26 protein-coding genes and 1 tRNA gene are annotated in these 21,287 nt (G+C 65.8%); 25 read left to right on the top strand and 2 right to left on the bottom strand.

The window, feature by feature from the left end; all coding sequences use genetic code 11:
* The first annotated feature begins 12 nt into the window (after positions 1-12).
* From ACYKG1_RS05030 to ACYKG1_RS04920, 23 genes are all read left to right on the top strand, one after another.
* Positions 13-2,349, top strand: coding sequence for a VapE domain-containing protein (locus ACYKG1_RS05030; protein WP_478471984.1), 2,337 nt, complete (start codon positions 13-15; stop codon positions 2,347-2,349).
* Positions 2,349-2,624, top strand: coding sequence for a DUF7696 family protein (locus tag ACYKG1_RS05025; protein ID WP_478471983.1), 276 nt, complete (start codon positions 2,349-2,351; stop codon positions 2,622-2,624). The genes ACYKG1_RS05030 and ACYKG1_RS05025 overlap by 1 nt, the downstream gene beginning before the upstream one ends.
* Before the next feature lie 75 nt (positions 2,625-2,699).
* Positions 2,700-2,969: a hypothetical protein gene (locus ACYKG1_RS05020; RefSeq protein ID WP_478471981.1), complete on the top strand. Its 270-nt coding sequence runs from the start codon at positions 2,700-2,702 to the stop codon at positions 2,967-2,969.
* 7 nt (positions 2,970-2,976) lie between these two features.
* On the top strand, positions 2,977-3,615 hold the full coding sequence (locus ACYKG1_RS05015; RefSeq protein ID WP_478471979.1) for a deoxynucleotide monophosphate kinase family protein: 639 nt from the start codon (positions 2,977-2,979) through the stop codon (positions 3,613-3,615).
* A 153-nt stretch (positions 3,616-3,768) separates the two neighbouring features.
* Positions 3,769-4,152: a hypothetical protein gene (locus ACYKG1_RS05010; protein ID WP_478471978.1), complete on the top strand. Its 384-nt coding sequence runs from the start codon at positions 3,769-3,771 to the stop codon at positions 4,150-4,152.
* Positions 4,153-4,507: 355 nt separating this feature from the next.
* On the top strand, positions 4,508-4,936 hold the full coding sequence (locus tag ACYKG1_RS05005; protein WP_262226292.1) for a Mor transcription activator family protein: 429 nt from the start codon (positions 4,508-4,510) through the stop codon (positions 4,934-4,936).
* Positions 4,933-5,283, top strand: coding sequence for a hypothetical protein (locus ACYKG1_RS05000; protein ID WP_005408337.1), 351 nt, complete (start codon positions 4,933-4,935; stop codon positions 5,281-5,283). Before ACYKG1_RS05005 ends, ACYKG1_RS05000 begins: the two co-directional genes overlap by 4 nt.
* Entirely contained in the window at positions 5,280-5,765 is a 486-nt protein-coding gene (locus tag ACYKG1_RS04995; RefSeq protein WP_262083205.1) for a glycoside hydrolase family 24 protein, read from the top strand. The genes ACYKG1_RS05000 and ACYKG1_RS04995 overlap by 4 nt, the downstream gene beginning before the upstream one ends.
* Complete coding sequence (locus tag ACYKG1_RS04990; protein ID WP_262083204.1) at positions 5,762-6,139, top strand: hypothetical protein; 378 nt, start codon at positions 5,762-5,764, stop codon at positions 6,137-6,139. Before ACYKG1_RS04995 ends, ACYKG1_RS04990 begins: the two co-directional genes overlap by 4 nt.
* Positions 6,140-6,496: 357 nt before the next feature.
* Complete coding sequence (locus tag ACYKG1_RS04985; protein WP_478471975.1) at positions 6,497-7,051, top strand: hypothetical protein; 555 nt, start codon at positions 6,497-6,499, stop codon at positions 7,049-7,051.
* Positions 7,048-7,638 carry a phage baseplate assembly protein V gene (locus tag ACYKG1_RS04980; protein WP_478471974.1) on the top strand — a complete coding sequence of 197 codons (591 nt, stop codon included), beginning with the start codon at positions 7,048-7,050 and terminating at the stop codon, positions 7,636-7,638. Before ACYKG1_RS04985 ends, ACYKG1_RS04980 begins: the two co-directional genes overlap by 4 nt.
* Before the next feature lie 52 nt (positions 7,639-7,690).
* Positions 7,691-8,029 carry a GPW/gp25 family protein gene (locus ACYKG1_RS04975; RefSeq protein ID WP_010483777.1) on the top strand — a complete coding sequence of 113 codons (339 nt, stop codon included), beginning with the start codon at positions 7,691-7,693 and terminating at the stop codon, positions 8,027-8,029.
* A gap of 2 nt (positions 8,030-8,031) precedes the next feature.
* A complete protein-coding gene (locus ACYKG1_RS04970) occupies positions 8,032-8,928 on the top strand; it encodes a baseplate assembly protein (protein WP_262083201.1) in 897 nt (298 codons plus the stop codon).
* Positions 8,929-9,148: 220 nt separating this feature from the next.
* Complete coding sequence (locus ACYKG1_RS04965; RefSeq protein ID WP_262083250.1) at positions 9,149-9,700, top strand: phage tail protein I; 552 nt, start codon at positions 9,149-9,151, stop codon at positions 9,698-9,700.
* A gap of 7 nt (positions 9,701-9,707) precedes the next feature.
* Positions 9,708-11,906: a tail fiber domain-containing protein gene (locus ACYKG1_RS04960; protein WP_478471973.1), complete on the top strand. Its 2,199-nt coding sequence runs from the start codon at positions 9,708-9,710 to the stop codon at positions 11,904-11,906.
* Between the two features lies 1 nt (position 11,907).
* A complete protein-coding gene (locus ACYKG1_RS04955) occupies positions 11,908-12,567 on the top strand; it encodes a hypothetical protein (protein WP_262083199.1) in 660 nt (219 codons plus the stop codon).
* A gap of 106 nt (positions 12,568-12,673) precedes the next feature.
* A complete protein-coding gene (locus tag ACYKG1_RS04950) occupies positions 12,674-13,876 on the top strand; it encodes a phage tail sheath C-terminal domain-containing protein (protein WP_478471972.1) in 1,203 nt (400 codons plus the stop codon).
* A 2-nt stretch (positions 13,877-13,878) separates the two neighbouring features.
* A complete protein-coding gene (locus ACYKG1_RS04945; RefSeq protein ID WP_262083197.1) occupies positions 13,879-14,382 on the top strand; it encodes a phage major tail tube protein in 504 nt (167 codons plus the stop codon).
* Positions 14,383-14,464: 82 nt separating this feature from the next.
* Positions 14,465-14,755 (top strand): phage tail assembly protein, encoded by a 291-nt coding sequence (locus ACYKG1_RS04940; RefSeq protein ID WP_478471971.1) that lies wholly within the window; start codon positions 14,465-14,467, stop codon positions 14,753-14,755.
* 189 nt (positions 14,756-14,944) lie between these two features.
* A complete protein-coding gene (locus ACYKG1_RS04935; RefSeq protein ID WP_478471970.1) occupies positions 14,945-17,329 on the top strand; it encodes a phage tail tape measure protein in 2,385 nt (794 codons plus the stop codon).
* 2 nt (positions 17,330-17,331) lie between these two features.
* Complete coding sequence (locus tag ACYKG1_RS04930; RefSeq protein ID WP_478471968.1) at positions 17,332-17,799, top strand: phage tail protein; 468 nt, start codon at positions 17,332-17,334, stop codon at positions 17,797-17,799.
* Positions 17,783-17,998, top strand: a complete 216-nt coding sequence (locus ACYKG1_RS04925) for a tail protein X (RefSeq protein WP_478471966.1) — start codon at positions 17,783-17,785, stop codon at positions 17,996-17,998. The genes ACYKG1_RS04930 and ACYKG1_RS04925 overlap by 17 nt, the downstream gene beginning before the upstream one ends.
* A complete protein-coding gene (locus ACYKG1_RS04920; protein ID WP_478471965.1) occupies positions 17,989-19,062 on the top strand; it encodes a phage late control D family protein in 1,074 nt (357 codons plus the stop codon). Before ACYKG1_RS04925 ends, ACYKG1_RS04920 begins: the two co-directional genes overlap by 10 nt.
* Before the next feature lie 31 nt (positions 19,063-19,093).
* Here the strand turns inward: ACYKG1_RS04920 and ACYKG1_RS04915 are convergent, their stop codons facing one another.
* A complete protein-coding gene (locus ACYKG1_RS04915) occupies positions 19,094-19,474 on the bottom strand; it encodes a tautomerase family protein (RefSeq protein ID WP_262083192.1) in 381 nt (126 codons plus the stop codon).
* A gap of 564 nt (positions 19,475-20,038) precedes the next feature.
* Here ACYKG1_RS04915 and ACYKG1_RS04910 point away from each other — a divergent pair.
* Together ACYKG1_RS04910 and ACYKG1_RS04905 are read left to right on the top strand one after the other, a co-directional pair.
* Positions 20,039-20,446 carry a hypothetical protein gene (locus ACYKG1_RS04910; protein ID WP_100471468.1) on the top strand — a complete coding sequence of 136 codons (408 nt, stop codon included), beginning with the start codon at positions 20,039-20,041 and terminating at the stop codon, positions 20,444-20,446.
* Between the two features lie 52 nt (positions 20,447-20,498).
* Positions 20,499-21,062 (top strand): hypothetical protein, encoded by a 564-nt coding sequence (locus ACYKG1_RS04905; protein WP_262083190.1) that lies wholly within the window; start codon positions 20,499-20,501, stop codon positions 21,060-21,062.
* Between the two features lie 84 nt (positions 21,063-21,146).
* Here the strand turns inward: ACYKG1_RS04905 and ACYKG1_RS04900 are convergent.
* A tRNA-Val gene (locus ACYKG1_RS04900) sits at positions 21,147-21,221 on the bottom strand.
* Positions 21,222-21,287 lie beyond the last annotated feature (66 nt).

Below are 21,287 nucleotides of genomic sequence, written 5' to 3'. Positions count from 1 at the left end.
GGTTCCCGCCGAATGTACACACCGCACCCAACGCAGGACATCGTTCCAGCGTTCCTGCAGGCCATGCATGCACACGGCATCGTGCCGGACGCGCGCGGACGCGATGCACTCAACGCCAACGGCACGCTGGTGCGCTTCCACGTGGAGGGTGACCGCCGTGGCACGCGCAATGGATGGGCGGTCCTGTTCGGCGACAACGTGCCCACCGGCGAGTTTGGCAGCTGGCGTACCGGCACCCGGCACGCCTGGTGTGCGCAATCACCGGCCACGCTGAGTCCCACTGAGCAGCGCGCGACCCGGCAACGCCAGGAATCGGCCCGGATCGAACGGGAGCGGCAACAACGCGAGCGCGAGGATGCCGCGGCCAAAGCCGCCAACGTACTGTGGCAGCGGGCCATGCCCGCCGACGACAGCCATCCCTATCTTGCCCGCAAGGGCGTACGCGCCCACGGCGTGCGCGTGGCGGCGTGGCCGGTACGCAACAGCGATGGACTGGTGTTCCGCCACATCGAGAATGCGCTGTTGGTGCCGGTGGTGAACACTGCCGGGCGCATCGTCTCCCTGCAGGCGATCTTTCCCCATGCCGACCCGGCACTGGGGCGCGACAAGGACTTCCTGGCCGGCGGCCGCAAGCAGGGCTGCTTTCATGTCATCGGCAAGCCATTGCCCGGGCATCCCATCGCCATTGCAGAGGGCTATGCCACTGGAGCGTCGATCCATCAGGCCACCGGCTGGTGCGTCGTGGTTGCGTGGGATGCGGGCAACCTGCCGGCGGTGGCCCGAGCCTGGCGCAACGCCGTGCCCGATGCCTCGTTCGTGCTCTGCGCGGACAACGACCAATGGACGCGGCAACCGCTGGAAAACCCTGGTGTCAGCCAGGCTACGCAAGCTGCGGCGGACATCGGTGCGCGGGTGGTCTGGCCGGAATTCGCCATCGTGCACGGCGACGATGATCGCCCCACCGACTTCAACGACCTGCATCAGCGTGAAGGCCTGGAGGCACTGCGCGCGCAACTTGCTCCCGACCCGCCGTGTGCGCCGGATGAAGCACCCGTCGACACTGGCACACGCTCCCCGGCCGCCGCGAGCTATCAGGTTCCCGGCAACCTCTCCGCCTTCGATACCTTCACTCCGTTCCCGGACAGCAGCGCACGCGGTCGCCCGTTGCCGACTGCGCGCAATCTCGCCGAGCTGTGCCGGCGTACCGGCGTTACGGTGCGCTACAACGTCATCCGCAAGGATCTGGAGATCCTGGTGCCGGACCTCCAGTCCACGATCGACAATGCCAAGGAGGTTGCCGCCGGCGAAGTGATGGACTGCATGCACCGCGCCGGCATGGCCACCGCCAGCTTCGAGACCAACCTGTGCCAGGTGGCCGAAGCCAATCCCTACAATCCCGTTGCAAGCTGGATTACCTCACAGCCCTGGGATGGCCAGTCCCGCCTCCAGGCGTTCTTCGATACCGTGCAGGAAGCCCAGCCCACGCGCATGGCCGATGGCCGCATCCTGAAGGAGGTGCTGATGCGGCGCTGGCTGATCTCCGGCGTGGCGGCGGCCTTTGAACCGGATGGCGTGGTCGCTCGTGGTGTACTGACCTTCGTCTCCAGGCAGAATCTGGGCAAGACGCGCTGGGCACGGCAGCTGGCACCGGCCGAACTGAAGCTGATCGCCGATGGCGTGGTACTCGATCCCGCCAACAAGGACAGCGTCAAGCAGGTCATCTCCAAGTGGATCGTGGAACTGGGTGAAGTCGACGCCACCTTCCGCCGCACCGATATCGCCGCACTGAAATCATTCATCTCGCGCAGCCACGATGAAATCCGCCGGCCTTACGCGCGCACTGAATCGCGCTATGCGCGGCGCACCATCCTGTTCGCCAGTGTCAACGACGAGCGCTTCCTGCGTGACGCGACCGGCAACAGCCGCTGGTGGACCGTGCATGCCGTGGCATTGGGTGAGCCGGCGCGGATCGACATGCAGCAGGTGTGGGCCGAAGCCCATGCGCTGTACCGCAGTGGCGAGACCTGGCACCTGTCCACCGAAGAGCTGGATGCCCTCAATGCGACCAACAGCGAGCACGAGCCCATCTCGCCGATCGCCGAGCTGATCGACCGCCACTTCGACTGGTCCCTCCCCGCCGAGCATTGGAGCACGCACTACCGTGCCACCGAGATCGTCATCGCGGTGGGCATCGACAAACCGAACCGGCGCGAGGTCAACGAGGCCGCCGCCTACGTGGTGAAGCGGCATGGCGTGCGTACCCGCGTGGTGGGCAAGGAGCGGGCAAAGGTGTGGCTGATGCCGCCGCGCAGCCGCAGCCTCGCCGAACACATCGCAGGACCGTTCTGATGCCACGTACCCATGATGGCCGCGAGGTCGGCAGCGACAGCGCCGAGTGGCGCCTGGACTGCGAAGCACGTCGTCTGCTGCAACTGGCGGGCTACCGCTGCATCGACGCTCAAGGACGGTGCAGAACGATCAGTCCGCGCCGGCATCGGCAGCAGTACCTTGAGCGCGTTCAGGTCGCCCGGGGTCCTGTGGAGCGCGAGCGATTGGCATCGCTGGCGGTACGGCAATGGAGCGCCAATCCACCCTCCCTGCCCGATCAGGATGATAGTGGATGAAAGGTGTTGACTGGATCGGTCCACAGGGGCAAGATGGCTGTATCGGCCACGCCACCTTCCAGGAGCGCTTCCGCCATGCCTCGACCCCGACTGCATGCCTTCGAAGGTGAGCAGCTCACCGTGCGACAGATCCACCAACGTGTGCCGGTACTGTCCGAGCGGACCATCCGCGATCACCTTGCTGCCGGCCGTCGTACGCGTACCGCCATGTTGTGCTTTGACCCGATCGCGGCGGCAGCGCGGGGTGGCCGGATCACCCAGCGCATCCTGCGCGCCCGCAGCACCGCCGAACCGCCGCACGGGATTCCTGATCCACTGGCAGCGGCCACGTCCTTCCAGGAGTAGATTCCCCATGATTCCCGCTTCCCTCGACAGCGGCCATCGCATGATCGCCAACACGCTGGCCGCGTTCCGTGCAGGGCCTGCCCTGGCCAGCACTGCGCTTCGCGCACGCCCTCAAGCGGGTCCGCCGCTCTACATCGGCATCGCCGGCGCCAAGCGTGCGGGCAAGGACACCCTCGCCAACGGGCTGGCGTCGGCACTGGCACTGCCCTGCGACAGCTTCGCCGCACCCCTTCGGCAGTTCGTCGCGTCCATCCTCGGGCTCTCCCTGTGTGAGCTGGACCGCCGCAAGGAGGACACCATCGACTGGCTGGCCGAACTCACCCCTCGCCACCTGATGCAGACTGCGGGTACCGAATGGGGCCGCGACCGCGTCCATCCCGAGCTGTGGGTACGCTCGCTGTTCGCGCGCCTGCCTGCGGGAGGACTGGTGCCCGACGTCCGCTTTGCCAATGAAGCCCGCGCGATCCGTCGCCGCGGTGGTGTCGTGATCCGCGTCAGCCGCCCGGGCCATGGCAGCCATGACACCCACGCCAGCGAGCAGCCACTGCCCGATGAGCTGGTCGACATCGAGGTGAGCAACGATGGCAGCCAGGCCGATCTGGTACGCAGGACGCTGGACCAGCTGCTGTCGCGCGGCGTGATCTGAGCCTGGAGCAGGGCCGCGCTGACCTGTCTTTTCCCTGACCCAACCGCAGGTACCGGCCCATCATCGGCGAAAATGATGTAAGGTCGTCCCCCATCACCGACGGCACCTGTCGTCACCCTGCATCCCCAACCATTTTCGCAGAGAGGAATTGTCATGGAGGTCGAACAGTTCACGTCGACGCGCCAGAAGGCCATCGAATTGTTCAAGTCGCAGCCCAAGGGTGGCAAGGACATCGTGAGCCTGGACGCGATCTTCATCTCGTTGTGCTCGCTGGCCAACGCGCGGGCCGAGACCGGCACCACCCGGCAGGATCGAACGGCAGCCCGTCCCGGCAGCCAGCAGCCTCCGGCGCCGTGGTTTACCGAGACCCTGGCCGCCCTGAAGGGCAAAGGCGAATCGATCACCGTGGCGCGGTTCCTGATGTTCGCCAACCGCTTCCCGGTCAAGCGCATGGACCAGGTCAATGCAGCGCGTTGGCTGCGTGATGCCGGTTACATACCGCGCAAGACCGGCGGCAACCTGGTGTTCGACCTTTGATCCAGCACCACCTGCGGTTCTGAAGCCCCGGCACTGTCCGGGGCTTCTTCGTTTCAGGGCCTGCTCACCTGCATGAGGACGGCCAACGGGAAGCCATCCTCACCCCGTACCTGCCACATCCCCTTGATCTGCCTTTCCCTCCCCCTGTGAGGACTGCGAGTACGAAGGAAAGAGCGAGCATCCGCAGCGACAGCCCGCGGCCGCAGGGCGTCGCGCGCCGCCGTGCGGCCCTCCTCACCCGTCCTCGGGATGCCGATGAATATCTTCAGCACGCACACCCCTAAGTAGACGAAAGGTGTTGACTAGTACTAAGGGATGGCAACAGTGGAGATCAATGCCACTGAAGACATCCTCCATGAATGCCCTGCCCGACAGCATCCAGACCCTGGCCGAGGTCATCGGCGAATCCGCAGCCCTCACGCTGGTGCGTACGTGGCCGCCGACCACCTCCAGCACCACCGGCCGTCATCGCGTCATCGTCTACGTTCCCTCCACCCTGCCCGACCAGCATCGCCTGATCGACATCCTCGGCCGCGACGTTGCCCAACGGCTGGTCACCCACTTCGGTGGCGAGCTGCTGTTCCTGGCCTCGTGCTTTGCGGCCAACGCCCATGAGCGCCGCGAGCAGATCGCACGAGCGGTCGCCTGCGGCATGCCGCGCGAGCACGTCGCGCGCGAGTTCGGTGTCTCGCAGACCACCATCAAGCGCGCCCTGCGTGGCGCCCGTTCCGCGCCACCACCGGCGGTCCATCCAGCCCTGCTCAAGGGGTACGCGCGCGCATGAACGAGAGTGACCTGCTGGCCGGTGTACCGGACTGGGCCAAATATCTGGGGGGAACCTCGGGTGTGCTGATCGCGGTGTCGCTGTGGCTGCGCCAGTGGTTGTCGTCGGCCAAAGTCGACCGCACCGCAGACGAGGCCACCAGCAACACCCTGCGCACCCTGCAGGAGCAGCTCGCAGCCGAGCGTACCCGCGCCGACGGCCTGATGCACGAGCGCGAAGCAATGGCCCAGGAAATCGGCCAGCTGCGCGGCGAGGTCAGCGCCCTGCGTGCGCAGATCGCCCAGCAGAGCGTGCAGATAGACGCTCTGTTGAACCTGGTGCGCAAGCAGCCGGGGGCCGCCGCATGACCGCCGCTGCAGCCAGCGCCCTCGGTGGCGCCAACGTCGCCGCATTCCTGGACATGCTGGCGGTATCCGAAGGCACCGACATTCCCAGCCAGCGCTCGGATGACCGCGGCTACGATGTGATCGTTGGTGGCCAGCTGTTCAACGACTACCGCGACCATCCCCGCGTGCTGGTGTCACTGCCCCGCTATGGCATCAAATCCAGTGCCGCCGGTCGCTACCAGTTCCTGCGCAGTACCTGGGATGACCTGCGCGCGCGGCTGGGCCTGCCCGACTTCGGCCCGGTTTCGCAGGACCGCGCAGCCGTGGCGCTGCTCAAGCAATGCGGTGCCTACGAGTTGATCCGCCTCGGTCGCTTCGATGCCGGCATCAACGCCGCACGACGCATCTGGGCGTCGTTGCCGGGCGCCGGCTACGGGCAGAAGGAGCACGCGCTGGAAACACTGCGCATGGCTTACCGCGCCGCCGGCGGAGGCCTGCAGTGACGCCCGTCGCCCTGCGTTTCCGCATGGGCCTGCTGGTCCTTGCCGGTACCCACGCATGCTGTGCCTGGCTGGGGTGGACGCTGCGGGACCGCAGCGCGGACCTTGCCACCGCCACCGACCAGGCCGCACGGCAGGCATCCCGCGCTGAAGCGGCGCAGGCCGCACATCGGCAGGACCTCGGCAACGCCCGCGCCGGTGCGCAGGCCGAATCGCAGCGGCTGGCCACGCAGGCCCAGCGCACCCGGCAGTTCCAGACCCTGCAACAGGACATCGAGACCCATGCCAAGACTCCTGGCCGTGACCGCGGCGATGCTGATGCTGAGTTCGTGCGCATCTGGCGCGAAGCCAACGCCGGCCGCGCCCTGCCGCGTTGATCTCAGCATCGCACCCGCGCAGCTGCGTGCGCCGGACGAGCTGCCGGACCTGCAAGCGGCCAACGACGATGCGCTCCTACGCAATCACGTTGCGGTCGCACGGCAGTACCACGCACTGGCCGACCAGCTTCGTGCCCTGCTGTGCAGCCTCGGCAGCCAGCAGGGAATCACCCTCAACGGCACGCCGCCAACAGCCCCCGCGGAGTGTACGGCCACCGGCACTGTCTCCGCACAACAACTGCGCTGATCCCCGCGGCCACGCCTGCAATGTCCCATGCCACGGGGATGGCAACACTGGATGCAGACAGCGCGCGCCCCCCAACCAGGCGCGCCCTCCCATTCAACGCACGAGCTGACATGGCAACCGACGCCCACTCTTCCATTCTCGACACACTGCACTCCGCCATTGAAGCCGCGGTCCGCGCGCGCTTCCCGGACTTCGCAACCGTCGATTTCTATCGCGAATCCAGTGCTGAAGGCCTGGCCACACCGGCTTGCCTGCTGGCGATGACCCGCTGTGATCGCAGCAAGGACAATGACGATGGCAGCGGGCAGATGCAGGCACTGCTGCGCTTCGAGGCACGCGTCGTGGTCGCTGCCACCCCTGCCGACGCGGCACTGCAGCTGCGCAAGGCCGCCGTCGCGCTCGCCACCTGGTTGCACCAGCTCGGGCGGTTCCCCGGTGCGGCCAGTGGCGCGATCGAAGTGATCAGCGCACTGCCCGAAGACGCAGCCACGGCACAGCCGGGCTTTCGCACCTGGGTCGTGGAGTGGTCGTTGCCGGTCGCCTTGGGCAGCAACGCCTGGGAGGAGACCGGAGGCGCAGTTCCCCAGGCCTTCTACAGCTTCGTACCGGAGATCGGTCGTGCGCACGAAGCACGCTATCAGCCCATCGACGGAGCAACACCATGAGCGCCGAACAGGCGCGGCTGATCGGCAACCTGCTGATGATCGGCGTCGTGCGCGAGCTGGACGAAGCGGGCGGCCGCGTGCGCGTGGATGCCGACGGCATGCTGACCGACTGGATTCCCTGGCTGGAGCGCCGTGCTGGCCCGGGCGTGCGCAGCTGGTGTGCACCCGAACCCGGCGAGCAGGTGCTGCTGGCGTGCCCCTATGGCGACCCGGGCCAGGCCCTCGTTCTCGGCAGCCTCTACCAGGACCGGTTCCCGGCGCCGGCCGACTCGCGACTGCGGCACCGCACCGAGTTCGCCGACGGCAGCGTCGTCGAGTACGACCGGGAAACCGCCACGCTCAACGTCGATGTCGGCAGCGGCAAGGTGATCGTCACCTGTGCAAGGGCACAGGTGATCGCCAGCGAATCGATCGTGCTCGATACGCCATCGATCAAGGCGACTGGCGACCTGGACGTCACCGGTGCGATCAGCGCCGGCAAGGACATCAGCACACCGGGCGAGGTCAAGGCCGGCGCCATCGGCCTGAAGGCACACAAGCACACCGCACAGGGTCCGACCGCACCCACCACGCCCGCGCAGCCCTGAGCGGCCACGCGCGCAATGTCCTGAAAACCCGCACTCCACGACGATAGAGGCCATGCGAGGAATCGACGCCAACACCGGCAAATCACTGGATGGGCTCGCCCATCTGCACCAGTCCGTGCGTGACGTTCTCACCACGCCCCTTGGCTCCCGGGTACTGCGCCGTGAATACGGTTCACGCGTGTTCGAACTGATCGATGCGCCAACCAACCGCTCACTGCGCATGGACCTGATCGCGGCCACCGTCGACGCACTCGCGCGATGGGAGCCGCGGCTTCACGTCGAGAACGTCGACGTCTCCCTCCCCGCCCCCGGCGTGATGATCCTGGCAGTGACCGGGATCCACCTGCCGGACGGCGAGGCCATCACCATCGAAGGAATCGAGGTTCGCTAACCGTGGCATCCGGCTCGTTCACCAGTGTCAATCTATCCCAGTTGCCTGCTCCGGCGGTCATCGAAGTGCTCGATTTCGAAGCCATGTTCGATGAGTCCCTGACCGCATTGCAGGCGCTGGATCCCACTTTCGACGCGCTCCTGCCGTCGGACCCGGCGTTCAAGATCCTGGAGGTCTGCACGTACCTGCGCCTGCTCGATCGCCAGCGCGTCAACGACGCTGCGCGGGGCGTGATGCTGGCCTACGCGGTCGGCAGCGATCTGGACCATCTCGCTGCGATCTTCGGTGTCGCCCGCCAGGTGCTGGACCCGGGCAAGCCTCAGGAGGGCGTTCCACCGCGCTACGAGAGCGATGAAGATTTCCGCCGGCGCATCCAACTCGGGCCGGAAGGCTTCAGCGTGGCTGGGCCGGAAGGTGCCTATGTGTTCCATGCACTGAGCGCCGACCCGCGAGTACTCGACGCAAGCGCCACCAGCCCTACGCCGGGCGAGGTCGTGGTCTCGGTGCTGTCGCGTGAGACGGATGGAACAGCCACCCAGGGCCTGCTCGACATCGTCGAGGCGAAGCTGAGTGCGGATGATGTGCGTCCGCTGACCGATCACGTGCTGGTGAAACCGGCAGCCATCGTCAACTACACGGTCGACGCCGCACTGTTCACCTTCGCCGGCCCGGACTCGCAGGTGGTGCTGGCCGAAGCACGCACCCGCCTGGACCGCTACATCAGCGAATCGCATCGGCTGGGCCGTGACGTCACCCGTTCGGGATTGTTCGCCGCACTTCACGCCGAGGGTGTGCAACGCGTGGAGATCGCCAGCCCGGCAAAAGACATCGTGGTCGATCGCACCCAGGCCACGTATTGCACCCGCATCACGCTGACCCATGGCGGCAATGATGAGTGACGACATCACACGCCTGATCGGCGCGCGTCTTCGCGGTGCCATCGATGGGCGCAACCGCATCTTCCGTCACCCGGGTGGTGCACTGGCGACCTTGCAGACGGTCTACCTCACCGACGAGCAAGGGCGGCAGCGGTTGCGCGAAGTTGCCATCAGCGGCGCAACGGTCACCCTGCCGGCCGCCCCGGCACCCGGCACCCGGATCGAAGGCGACGCGCAGATCGTGGTCCCACGTGGCGCAAACCTGCTTCCCCCCAACGCCACCCGCGCCGAACGTGGACTGGCCTGCGCCATCGTCGCCCGTCCGCTGCCGGTGGACATCACCGCACTCTGGGACGCCGACCGCTGTCCAGCCACCTTGCTGCCATGGCTGGCCTGGGCCTTGTCCGTGGACGAATGGAAGGCGTACTGGCCCGAGCCCGTGAAGCGCGCGCGCGTACGCACCGCCATCGCCATCCAGCGCCGCAAGGGCACGGCCGGCAGCGTGCGCGATGTCGTCGCAGCCTTCGGTGGTTCGGTGCTGATCCGTGAATGGTGGCAGCTTCAGCCCAAGGGTCCGCCACACACCTTCGAAGCCGTGATGACCATCGCCAACCAGGGCGGCCAGGCCGCAACGGCCATGTTCGTCGAGGACGTCATCGATGAAATCCGCCGGACCAAACCTGTGCGATCCCACTTCACCTTCACCCAGGGCATGCAGGCCGACGCAGCTGTCGGCGTACTTGCAGGTGCCCACGCCACGGCCTTCCGCCGCATCCAACTGATCGGAGAGTAATCCCCGCATGCGCTTGAAAATCACCGACGCTGGCTTCGCCAAGCTGGTCAATACGCCGAACACCGGCACCAATGCCGTTCTGGTGACCCAGATCGGCCTGACCTCCACTGCCTTTACGCCCTCGGCCGGGCTCACCGCGCTGCCGGGCGAAATCAAGCGCGTCGCCAGCTTCGGCGGACAAGCGGTGGGCGATGACACCGTGCACGTCACGATCCGCGACGACAGCGCGACGGCCTACGCCCTGCGCGGATTCGGCATGTACCTGGCCGACGGCACGTTGTTCGCCACCTACGGCCAGGCCGATCCGATCATGGAGAAGTCGGCCGCCTCGATGCTGCTGCTGGCCACCGATACCCGCTTCACCGAGGTGGACACCACGCTGATCCAGTTCGGTGACGCCGGCTTCATCTATCCGCCCGCGACCACCGATATCGTGGGTGTGGTCGAGCTCGCCACCACGACCGAGGCGGAAGACGCAGCGGACACCCAGCGTGCAGTCACTCCGCGTGGGCTGCGTGCGTTCACCGACAAGCGCTTCGGCAGCACTGCCCCAACCCCACTGGCGAAGACGCTGCTGGCTGCGTCCAGCACGACAGCAGCCCGCGCAGCCCTGGAACTGAAGGGCGCCGCACTGAAGGATACCGGCCATGGCAATGGCCTGGATGCCGACACCCTGGACGGCAAGCATGCCTCCGAGTTCGCCCTGGCCGGTGACTTCGCCACGGTGGGCCACAAGCACGCGATTGCTGATGTGAACGGACTGCAGGGACTGCTGGATGCCAAGGCGGTCAAGGGAACCAATAGTTTCACTGATCAGCAGTTCGTGGGTGGTAGCGCGCCCCTGGTTGGCTTCGGCTCGGCCGGCGCGGAACAGTCGTTTATCGGTGGATGGGCCAACACCGGCATCTGGCGCGTCTACAACACCGACCGCACTGCGAACGGTGAGTTGATCATCAAGCACGGCGATACCCCGCGCTGGAACGGCGCTGCGATGTGGCATGCAGGCAACTTTGCGCCGGACACCAAAATGGACAAGACCGGGGGTACGTTCACCGGCCACGTCGCAGTGAACGGAAACTCGCTGCGCTCGTATGGCTGGAACGGTACCGCCAGCGATGGCGTGCTGGTCCTGGGCGACGCGAGCTCGTACCTGTTCAAGAACGGCCCGAACTTCACCTTCGCCAATTCTGCGGGTGGTTACACCGCCACGTTGAATGCAGGTGGCTCGATCTGGACGAGCGGCAACTTCGACCCGGCGGCGAAGGTGAACAAGGGTGGCGACGTGATGTCCGGCTCTCTGACGACGACCGAACTTTGGTTGAAGAACGGCAGCAACGCCAACGGCTGGATCGGCACAGGACCGGATGTGGTCTACATGGATGCCCGCCTGAACAACTCGCAGAACCCGGACGCGCATATGCGTTTGCGGGCCGATGCGTTCACATGGGCCAACAAGACCGGCGCCATCTGCGCTGCCATGAATGGCTCTGGCGAGTTCCGCCCGACCAGCCTGCATATTCCGCACAATGCGGATGGCACTCGCATTGCCTGGAACCAGAATGGTGGCGAGAACGGCTACGGCTGCTCGGAATACTACAATTTCAAAGGTGGCGGCACTGGCGGCCACGTCTTCTACTCCAGCGTAGGCACGAACCATCGGCGGACGATGCGTTTGCGGGATGATGCTTTCCTGGAACTTCCTGGCGGCTTGATCCTGCAAGGCATCGACAACCAGATTCGCTACGAGTGGCCGGGCACCGAGACGATTCGACTGGTAGTCAATCAGTCATCCGGCAACATTGGCTGGTGGCAGGAAGGTCTCAACCAATGGTTGTTCCAAATCAATAAGACCTGGGGCAACACCACAATCAAGGGCAGCTGCACCGCTGGTGGCGGCTTTGATGTCGGTTCCTCGCGCAAACTGAAGGCTATCGACGGCCCCGTGCTCTACGGTCTGGCTGCCGTCGAGCGCATGGAACTGGCAGCCGGCCACTACAAGCCCGGATACAACGACGACGGTCGCCGTCGCCTGTTCTTCGTCGCCGAGCAGCTGGCCGAGCTGGTGCCGGAAGCGGTCGACCTGGAGGGCGTCGAGTTCCAGGGCGAGCGTGTCGCGTCCGTCAAACTCGACCAGCTGCTGCCGGTCATGGCCAAGGCCATCCAGGAGCTGGCGGCCGAAATTCGTGCCCTGAAGGCGGAGCGCTGACATGGCCAGCGGCTATCGCTCATCCGGGATCGACTTCGACGACCTGTTCGATCCGTACGTGGAAGGCCCAATGGCCCAGGACTCGGGACGCCGTGTCGGCGGCACCGACCTGAGCCGCCGCTACGCCCATATCCAGTACGGCAGCAAGCGGGCGGATGTTGGCTATCGTGTCGGTGGAATGGATGTATCAAACCTGTGGGCGGCCAGAGGTTCGGCCACCTATCGCCTGCCCTTCCACGGACAGGCCTTCTCGGCAAGCAATGGTGCCAAGACCAATTCTTCCGGGTCGGCGTCGGCGTCCATTTCGATCGACATGCTGTCCGATGGCAATTACAGCATCCGGCGCAGCGTCAACGGCGGAGGCAACAGCAGCAACACCGTCGTTGCCTCCGGCCGCTGGCTTCCGGCGGGTGCGAATCCATCCGAGTACGACGTGCGGTTCAGTGCCGGCAACCCCGGTGCTGCCAGCTTTGGCACCAGCGCGCCGTCATTCGTCTCCCTGGCAACGTCCCGATCAGCGAGTGTCTCCATCAGCGTACCCGCGGCGTCGACCAGCTACGAACGTGCCGCTGTTGCTGTGAATGTGCATCTGCGTCGTGCCGGTGGCAACGAACAGATCTCGACCTTCACCGCCAGCGTCAGCGCGTCCGGCTGGGTCTGACCGATCACCAGGCCACGGCTGCAATTATCGCGACGTGCGCCTTATCCGAACATGTCCCCGTCGCCTGCACCTGCCGGCACACACCCACACCAAGGAAAAACCCCGAATGACCGAATTTCTCCATGGCGTACAGGTCGTCAACATCGATACCGGTGCCCGTTCGATTGCCATCGCCTCCAGCAGCGTGATCGGCATCGTCGGCACTGCACCGCTGGCTGACACCGAAGCGTTCCCCATCAACACCCCCGTCCTGGTGACCTCGCCATCGCAGGCCGCCAAGCTGTCGGCAAAGACCGGTGCGGAAGCCGGCACCCTTCCGGGCGCACTCGATGCGATCTTCGACCAGTCCAGTGCCGTCGTCGTCGTCATCCGGGTCGAGAACGGCGCCAACGAAAGCGCCACCATCGCCAACGTGCTGGGCGGTGTGAACGCACAGACCGGCGCCTACGAAGGCGTGCATGCCCTGCTGGCGGCCAAGTCCATTGTTGGTGTCAAACCGCGCATCCTGGTCGCCCCGGGCTTCACCCATGTGCACCCGACCGATCCGGCCAAGCCGGAAGCAGTGCTCGCCAACCCGGTCGTGGCCGAACTGCTCGGCATCGCCGACAAGCTGCGCGCGGTGATCATCAAGGATGGCCCGAACAGCAACGACGACGCCGCCAAGAGCACCACCGCTCTGACCGGTTCCAAGCGTGTCTACGTGGTCGACCCGGCGCTGCTGGTGCAGTCCGGTGATGCCATCGTCACCCGCTACGCCTCCGGTGCCGTGGCCGGTGCCATTGCCCGCAGCGACAACGAACGCGGCTGGTGGGCATCGCCGTCCAACCTCGAACTCAACGGCGTGGTCGGTACCGCGCGTGCGATCGACTTCGGCCTGTCCGACGCGACCAGCCGCGCCAACCTGCTGAACCAGGCGAACGTGGCGACCATCATCCGCGAAGGTGGCTTCCGCCTGTGGGGCAACCGTACCGCCAGCAGCGACCAGAAGTGGCAGTTCCTGTGCGTGGTGCGCACTGCCGACATCATTGCCGACAGCCTCGAGGCCGCCCATCTGTGGGCCGTCGACCGCGGCATCAGCAAGACCTACGTCGACGACGTGCGCGAGGGTGTCAACGCCTTCCTGCGCGGCCTGAAGACCCAGGGCGCGATCCTCGGCGGCAACTGCTGGATCGACCCGGAGCTGAACGTAGCGGACAGCGTGGCCCAGGGCCGCTTCTACTGGGACTTCGACTTCACCCCGACCTACCCCGGTGAGCAGCTGACCTTCCGCATGCACATGAACAACAACTACGTCTCGGAGATCTTCTAAGCATGGCGCGCAAGATCCGCAAAAACTTCAACTTCTACGTCGACGGCAAGGGTTTTGCTGGCAGCGTAGTGTCCTTCACCGCCCCCAAGCTGTCGCTGAAGACCGAGGACTTCCAGGCCGGCGGCATGCTGGCCCCGACCGAAATCGTGCTCGGCCACGACAAGCTGACCGCCGAGGTCACCTTCGCCTCCGATGACGCGGAGATCATGTCCAAGTTCCACGTCATCGAGAGCAAGGAGTACGGCTTCACCGCCCGCGAGGCGCTGGAAGCCGACGATGGCTCGGTCACTTCGGTCGTGCACAACATGCGCGGCAAGGTGAAGACCCTCGACCGCGGCGAAACCAAGGTCGGCGAAAAGGGCACGGTCAAGGTCTCCCTGGCACTGAGCTACTACAAGCTGACCCATGGCGTGCAGGTCGTGCAGGAGATCGACGTGACCAACATGATCGCCCGCCAGGGCGGCGTGGACGCACTGGCCGGCATCCGCGGCGCCCTGGGCATCTGATCCCCGCACCGCCTCGACGTACACGGGGGCGCACAGCGCCCCCGGATCCACCGCAACTCCATCCACACCCGGGAACACAGCCATGTCCAGCAAGACCAAGACCACCGCCGACACCGTCATCGAACGCGATGGCTTTGCCGAAATCACCCTCTCCCGCCCGCGCCAGGTCAACGGCGTGGACACCGCCGTGCTGCGCATGCGCGAACCGACCGTGGAAGATATGGAGCGCTACCAGGACGACAAGGGCACCGACGCCCAGCGCGAAGTGCGCATGATCGCCAACCTGTGCGAGATCGCACCGGATGACGTGCGCAGGATGCCGCTGCGCGACTACGCCCGCCTGCAGGCCGGCGTCGCGCTTTTTACCACCTGACCCTGCCGCAGATCAGGCAGGGAGCGCTCGCCCTGGCCGGCCACACCGGCTGGGGCCTGCGCGAGATCATGACGCTGCGGGTGTCGAAGTTCATCTGGTGGATACAGGGATTGCCGGTACATGGCGAGTAACGTTCAAACGACAACGATCACGATCGGCGGCTCGGTTTCCCGGTCGTTGCAGGACGCATTGTCCTTCAGCAACGATGGCCTGAAGCGCCTTGGCGATGAAGCCGACAAGCTCGAGCGCAAGCTCAATGTCATGGGCAGGTCGAGCAACCAGTTCGCCCGCATGCGTGCCGAGGCCGATGCGTTGCGCGCTTCCCAGGAAGCGCTGCAGCGGATCGAGGACAAGCGCACAGCGAATCTTGAGAAGCGCGAGAAGCTGGGTTCGGCGTTCGGCGATGCGCGCGGCATGCTCGGCAGCGCCATCACCACGCTGGCCAAACCGGTGGAGAATGCCGCCGGCTTCGCGCGCGAGAACCAGGCCATCGGCAACGCCGCCAACCTGACCCGCGCACAGGTCGCTGCGCTGGGCCAGACCATCCTTGCCGAATCCAGCCGCACCCACCAGGGCGCAGGCGAGCTGCAGCGCGCGGTCAGCCAGCTGGTCGCCGCCGGACTGGATGCGCAGACCGCGCAGTCCAGCCTGGGGGCAATCGGCCGCACCACCACCGCTACCGGCGAGAGCATCGACGATGTCACGTTGGCCGCATCGGGCCTGCAGCAGGCACTGAAGATCAATCCGGCCGGCCTGCAGTCGGCGCTGGATGTGCTGGTGGTGGCAGGCAGGAACGGTGGCCTGGGCCTGAAGGACATGGCCGGTGCACTCCCGGTGCTCGGCAGCGCATTCCAGTCGCTGCAGATGCACGGCAACGCGGCCGCCGCCACCATGGGCGCTGCCCTGGATGTCGCCCGGCAAGGAGCCGCTGGTGCCGACGAAGCGGCCGGCAACATGCAGCGCTTCATGGCCAGCATCCTCTCGCCCGACCTGCAGGCCCGTGCCAGGAAAGGCTTCAAGCTGGACCTGCGCAGGATCATCAGCGAAGCGCAGAGCAGCGGTGGCAATCCGTTCGACGCGGCGATGCAGGCGATCATCCAAGCCACCGCCGGTGACCAGACGAAGATCGGCAAGCTGTTCGGCGATGCACAGGCGCAGAACTTCGTGCGTCCGATGATCCAGAACTGGGATGAGTACATCCGCATCCGCGACAAGGCGCTCAACAGCTCGGCGGGCACCACCGACAGCGGCTTCGCGGCCAAGCTGCAGACCGACCCGGAAAAGATCGAAGGCGCGAAGATCGCCGTCGACAACCTGTCCAAGGCCTTCGGTGCCGCGCTGCTGCCGGCTGTGGGTGAGGCGGCGGTGAAGCTGACCGAACTGCTGAACGGCGTTGCGTCGTTCGTGCAGGAAAACCCGAAGCTGATCGCCAATACCACCCAGGTCGTGGTCGGCCTGATGGGCATGCGCACTGCGGTACTCGGCGTCCGCTATGCGTGGACGTTCCTGCAGGGCCCGATCCTGGCGGTGCAGAAGGCCTTCGAGCTGTTCCGCGGCGGCGGCCTGCTGGCGCAGATGGGGCAGTTCGGTCCGACGGCAATGCGCCTGGCATCGGGGTTCCGCGTGGTCGCCACCGCCGTCGGCGCCATCGGCGGTGGTCCGATCGCCATCGCCATCGCCGCCATCACCGCCGGCGCCCTGCTGGTGCGCAAGTACTGGGAGCCGATCAAGGCCTTCCTCGGCGGCGTCTGGGATGGCCTCAGCGGCGCAGGAACCACCGCCATGGGCGAACTGATGCGCGCCGTCGAGCCGCTGCGCCCGGCATGGGAAGCGGTCGGCGGGCTGCTGGGCCAGGCATGGGACTGGCTCTCCAGAATGCTGGCTCCCGCGCAGTACACCGGCAACGAACTTTCGCGCGTAGCGGAGATCGGCTCGCTGGTGGGCACGGCATTGCTGGCCAACTTCCGTCTGGTCATCCAGGTGATCGGTGGCGTGGTTCAGACCATCGCCTGGCTGGGTGACATGCTGGGTATCGCCGCCGGCTGGATCACCGTCACGTTGGGCGGCGCCTGGGACGCGATCATGGCATCGGCAGGCGCGGCCATCGACTGGATCATGGGCAAGCTGCAGCCGTTGCTCGATGGCATCAGTTGGGTGTCGGAGAAAGTGGGAGGCGGTCTGGGCTTTCTCAAGGACAAGGCCGTCGAAGGTGCGGGCATCGCCATGGACCGCGCAAACATGGGCAAGGCGGTCTACGGCTCCATGACAGCCAACGGCGGTGGCGGCATCGGCGACATGGCGCGTGCTGCATATGCGGTCGGTACCAATGACAACAACGGTCTCAAGCGCCGCATGTCAGACCTGGGAGGCGCGCAGCAGGGACGCCAGGCACCGCCGATGCCCTCCTCTACCACCGCACGCACCCCCACCACGGTGCAGCAGCAACAGACCAACAACATCACCATCCACCAGCAACCGGGTGAGTCCAGCGAGGCGCTGGCAAGGCGTACCGCCAACGCGCTGCAGCACCAGCAGGCCGTGCAGGCCCGCGCCACCCTGGGAGACAGGAACTAAGCATGAAGCGCGAGTTCGTAACCGGCGCAGTGGACAAGCTGCTGTCGCAATTCAAGGGCAATGATTCCGGCAACGCGCCGGTGCTGCTGATGCTGGGCGGCTTCAAGTTCAGCCTCAACACGGCCGCATTCCATCAGATCCAGCAGTCCAACGATTTCCGCTGGCAGGCCCAGGATCGCGTCGGGCAGATGCCTGCACTGCAGTACACCGGCCCGGGCTCGGCCACCATGACACTGCCAGGCGTTGTCTACCCGCTGTTCCGTGGCGCTGGCAACGAGATGTCGCAACTGCGCAGGCTGGCCACCCAGGGAAAGCCGCAGCGCCTGCTGACCGGCAAGGGCGGCAACCTGGGTCTGTGGGTCATCGAGAAAATCGACGTCACCTCCAGCGAATTCACCGTCGACTGCCAGATCCAGAAGCAGGACTTCACACTCACTCTCCGGAAGCACAGCGATGGCACGAACGTATAACACCCGCGATGGCGATGTCGTCGACCGCGTTGCCTACGCGCACTATGGCGAGCAATCGCCGGCGATCCTGCGCGCGGTGTTCGATGCCAACCCCGGCCTGGCCGCGCGCGGCCCGGTGCTCGCGGCTGGCGTGGCGATTGTCCTGCCGGACGTGCAGCGCCCCGCCAAGGAACGCAAGGGAGTATCGCTGTGGGATTGAACATCGCACCTGCGTTCCGCGTGGTGGCCAACAGCCAGGACATCACCGACAAGATCATGTCGCGCTTCAAGTCACTGCGCATCACCGACGAGACCGGCAACAGCTCGGACACGTTGGAGCTGCAGTTGGCCGACCACGATCCGAACGATCCGATCCAGCTTCCGCCGGTGGGCGCGGAGCTGGAGGCCTTCATCGGCTACGACGGCGAAGTGCGGCGCATGGGCCTGTACGTCTGCGACGAGGTGGAGATTTCAGGCTATCCCGGCAGCATGACCCTGCGCGCACGTGCCGCGCCGTTTGAAACCAGCAAAGGCGGCAAGAACGATCTGCAGACGCAGAAAACGCGCACATGGAAAAAAGGTACGACGATTGGCGACATGGTCAAGCGGATGGCCGCCGAACACGGCCTGACCGCTGCGGTAAGTGCGTCGCTGGCATCCATCGTGCTGCCGCTGACGGTGCAATCGCAGGAGTCGGACATGAACCTGCTGCTGCGCTTGGCCAAGCAGCACGACGCCATCGCCAAGCCGGGCGGCGGTCGGCTGATGATGGTCAAACGTGGCGAATCGATCACGGCCAGTGGCGAACGCATTCCGGAGGTGACCCTTACGCCGGCCGATGGCAGCAGCTACCGCGTCACCATCGCCGCCCGCGACGATGCCGGCACCACCATCGCCTACTACCGCGACGTGCGCAGTGCCAAGCGCCAGGAAGTGAAAGTGGGCAGCGGTGAACCGATCATGCGCCTGCGCATGGCCTATGCCGACCGGGAGAGCGCAGAGGCGGCGGCACGCGCCAAGCATCGCGAACAGGCACGGCAGACGCGGACGCTCAGCTACACCCTGCCCGGCCGCGAGACACTGATGGCCGAAGCCACGGTGGTGATGCAGGGCTTCCGCGATGGCGTGGATGGGCAGTGGCTGGTCAAGCGTGCCGAGCACAGCATCGGCAGCGAGGGCTACGTCACCCGCATCGAATGCGAACAACCCAACAGCGCCGTCGCAGTGAAAGCGGCCAGCAATGCCCCGGCCAGCGAAGGCGAACAGGTCGGCAGCGAGGTGTAGATCCACGCCATGCGTGGCTGCGTTTCGCGCGTCAACTCACGTACTGCGCCACGCCATTACCGAAGGACCAGTTCTCCTTCTTCACTTCCACAAGGTTGATGAACACATCCTCGCGGCGGATGCCCACCGCCGCGTGCAGTCCCTCGGCGATGCCCGCGTACAGCGCCTTCTTCTGCTCCAGCGTGCGCCCTTCGTTCCAGGTGATCTGGATGCAGATGAAATCGTCGGTGCGGTCCACGCCCAGGTAGCCGGGGTCGTAGATCAGCGTGCCAGGCGCGTGTTCCTGGAAGATCTGGAAGCGATCGTTCTCCGGCACGCCCACCGCGCGCAGGGCCTGGTAGATGGTTTCGCCGACGCGTTGCAGGTAGTCGGCGGATTTACCTTTGCGAAGATCGATGCGGGCGAGCGGCATGGTGGCACTCCAGGGTGGATGGGCATGGCAACGGGCTGAGACTACGCCTGCCCGGGGCGGTGGAACAGCACAGGGATGGAAACCTCTGGCTCCATGCGTGGCATGGTCCCGCCTCCGCCGCGCGGGGTGACGCGATTGCCGTGGCGGCATCGCTCCGGAGTCGTCATGTGCATGGTCGGCAGGGGCGGCGATGTGCGCCATCAGTGATGGACCGCACTACTCACGGGTGTTGGACGGCACACATCCGAAAACGTCTGGCCTGCCTAGGGACAGTTGAGAACTTTCCTCACAGACCGATGTGATTGCCCGCCTTGATGATCGCCGCGCCGAGGCAAGATGCCTTGGCCGGGATTGGCGTCTCGAAAAAGCAAACCGAACGGATAGGTTGCGCAGCAGTGCGTAGCCGCAAGAATGCACCAACTGCCCTCAATGGCGGGCGGTGCGTGGGGATCACTCGATCCGCCGGGTGATTTCTCACTCCGTTGTGTTTGCCCCGGCACGCCAACCCGCACCGTCCGCCACCTTCACTCCGGAAGGTGGCCCTACGCCAGTGAGGGTTTCGCCATGACCAACCGCACCGCCATCCATCCCCGCCTGCACGCGCTTATCGGCGACGTCGCCGCCGAAGTGCCCGATGACCTCGCACGCGAGATCGAGTCCGCCCTGAACGAACAGAACCTGCCAACGCAGTCGGCCACGTTCTTCACTTGCCTCAATGCCATCAACCATGCCGACGGCGATGACGGACTGCCGTGCAACAGCCTCACCCTCGGTGCCAGCAACCACGCCTCGCTTCGCCGTTCGATGTCTGGGCTCAGCGCAGTGCTCGATCTGCTGCAGGCCGCCGACCGCTCGCGTAACGAAGGCGGCCCGGACGAACAGTTGGGCGCTTTCCACACCGACGGGCTGATCGTGGCCGCACGACAACTGGTGCGCGAGGCACATCATTGCCTCTCCAGCGGCGATGCCTGACCGGCCCGGATGTGCGCCCGCTACAATCGCGCAGGGAGCGCAGGAGACCGCAATGGACGCCGAACACCTGGAATACTTCAAGGCCGCACTGGAAGGCCGCGCAACCGTGGGTTGGAACGTCTGGTTCGCCGCCAACCAGCACGCGCTGGCACAACAACTGAGCCGCCCTGCACTGCTGCGCTTGAAGTTCAGCAAACTGGATGAAGCCGAACGCCTGCTGGCCGAGGCCGGCATCGCGCCCAGCAGCACGGTGGGCAAGCGCTACGAGATGTACTGCGCGCAGTTCTCGGCGGACGTGGTGGACGCGAACGGTCGCCCGCTACCGGCCCTCTGGCGCGCGGCGCACGGCGGTGCCATCGGCCTGCTGGCCGATGGGCAGCAGGAGGCCGGCCAGGCGAAGCTGCTCGCGGAGTTCCGCCGTGTCCGCAAGCGCGGGCTGCAGCAGGCCCACGAATGGTTGGCCGATCTGTGCTTTGAAGGCGAGATGGAGCTGACCAGCGGCAATGCCGAGGTGGGCCGTAGCCTGCTGGCGGTGGTGGTGCGGGCCGGCAGCGGTCAGGACCTGCTGGATGCCACGGCGATGATCGCGCGCGCGCTGCTGGACGGACACGGCTGAAACGGTGTGCGCTTTCAGCTGATCTTGCTGGATCGCAGGCAACAAAAAAGCCCCAATGCTGGAGGCTTCTTTCGTTCTGCAACATGGTGGGCGGTACAGGGATCGAACCTGTGACCCTTGCCGTGTGAAGGCAATGCTCTACCGCTGAGCTAACCGCCCGGTGTGTTGCTGAGCCGCTCATTATAGGGGCTTTTCAGAGGCCGTCAACACTTTTCACATTCGTGT

The sequence above is a fragment of the Stenotrophomonas sp. 85239_Sma genome (genome assembly GCF_056481725.1).
Note: the sequence above shows the minus strand (reverse complement) of the source record. Positions and strands in the feature narration are given on the sequence as shown.

What these genes read in the sequence shown, in the direction of transcription:
- ACYKG1_RS04975 (WP_010483777.1), top strand. Translation starts at nt 7,691, where the DNA reads ATGCGAGGAATCGACGCCAACACCGGCAAATCACTGGATGGGCTCGCC.
- ACYKG1_RS04915 (WP_262083192.1), bottom strand. Translation starts at nt 19,474, where the DNA reads ATGCCGCTCGCCCGCATCGATCTTCGCAAAGGTAAATCCGCCGACTAC.
- ACYKG1_RS04960 (WP_478471973.1), top strand. Translation starts at nt 9,708, where the DNA reads ATGCGCTTGAAAATCACCGACGCTGGCTTCGCCAAGCTGGTCAATACG.
- ACYKG1_RS04945 (WP_262083197.1), top strand. Translation starts at nt 13,879, where the DNA reads ATGGCGCGCAAGATCCGCAAAAACTTCAACTTCTACGTCGACGGCAAG.
- ACYKG1_RS05020 (WP_478471981.1), top strand. Translation starts at nt 2,700, where the DNA reads ATGCCTCGACCCCGACTGCATGCCTTCGAAGGTGAGCAGCTCACCGTG.
- ACYKG1_RS05010 (WP_478471978.1), top strand. Translation starts at nt 3,769, where the DNA reads ATGGAGGTCGAACAGTTCACGTCGACGCGCCAGAAGGCCATCGAATTG.
- ACYKG1_RS04930 (WP_478471968.1), top strand. Translation starts at nt 17,332, where the DNA reads ATGAAGCGCGAGTTCGTAACCGGCGCAGTGGACAAGCTGCTGTCGCAA.
- ACYKG1_RS04910 (WP_100471468.1), top strand. Translation starts at nt 20,039, where the DNA reads ATGACCAACCGCACCGCCATCCATCCCCGCCTGCACGCGCTTATCGGC.
- ACYKG1_RS04940 (WP_478471971.1), top strand. Translation starts at nt 14,465, where the DNA reads ATGTCCAGCAAGACCAAGACCACCGCCGACACCGTCATCGAACGCGAT.
- ACYKG1_RS05030 (WP_478471984.1), top strand. Translation starts at nt 13, where the DNA reads ATGTACACACCGCACCCAACGCAGGACATCGTTCCAGCGTTCCTGCAG.
- ACYKG1_RS05005 (WP_262226292.1), top strand. Translation starts at nt 4,508, where the DNA reads ATGAATGCCCTGCCCGACAGCATCCAGACCCTGGCCGAGGTCATCGGC.
- ACYKG1_RS04980 (WP_478471974.1), top strand. Translation starts at nt 7,048, where the DNA reads ATGAGCGCCGAACAGGCGCGGCTGATCGGCAACCTGCTGATGATCGGC.
- ACYKG1_RS05025 (WP_478471983.1), top strand. Translation starts at nt 2,349, where the DNA reads ATGCCACGTACCCATGATGGCCGCGAGGTCGGCAGCGACAGCGCCGAG.
- ACYKG1_RS04950 (WP_478471972.1), top strand. Translation starts at nt 12,674, where the DNA reads ATGACCGAATTTCTCCATGGCGTACAGGTCGTCAACATCGATACCGGT.
- ACYKG1_RS04925 (WP_478471966.1), top strand. Translation starts at nt 17,783, where the DNA reads ATGGCACGAACGTATAACACCCGCGATGGCGATGTCGTCGACCGCGTT.
- ACYKG1_RS05000 (WP_005408337.1), top strand. Translation starts at nt 4,933, where the DNA reads ATGAACGAGAGTGACCTGCTGGCCGGTGTACCGGACTGGGCCAAATAT.
- ACYKG1_RS04955 (WP_262083199.1), top strand. Translation starts at nt 11,908, where the DNA reads ATGGCCAGCGGCTATCGCTCATCCGGGATCGACTTCGACGACCTGTTC.
- ACYKG1_RS04995 (WP_262083205.1), top strand. Translation starts at nt 5,280, where the DNA reads ATGACCGCCGCTGCAGCCAGCGCCCTCGGTGGCGCCAACGTCGCCGCA.
- ACYKG1_RS04985 (WP_478471975.1), top strand. Translation starts at nt 6,497, where the DNA reads ATGGCAACCGACGCCCACTCTTCCATTCTCGACACACTGCACTCCGCC.
- ACYKG1_RS04905 (WP_262083190.1), top strand. Translation starts at nt 20,499, where the DNA reads ATGGACGCCGAACACCTGGAATACTTCAAGGCCGCACTGGAAGGCCGC.
- ACYKG1_RS05015 (WP_478471979.1), top strand. Translation starts at nt 2,977, where the DNA reads ATGATTCCCGCTTCCCTCGACAGCGGCCATCGCATGATCGCCAACACG.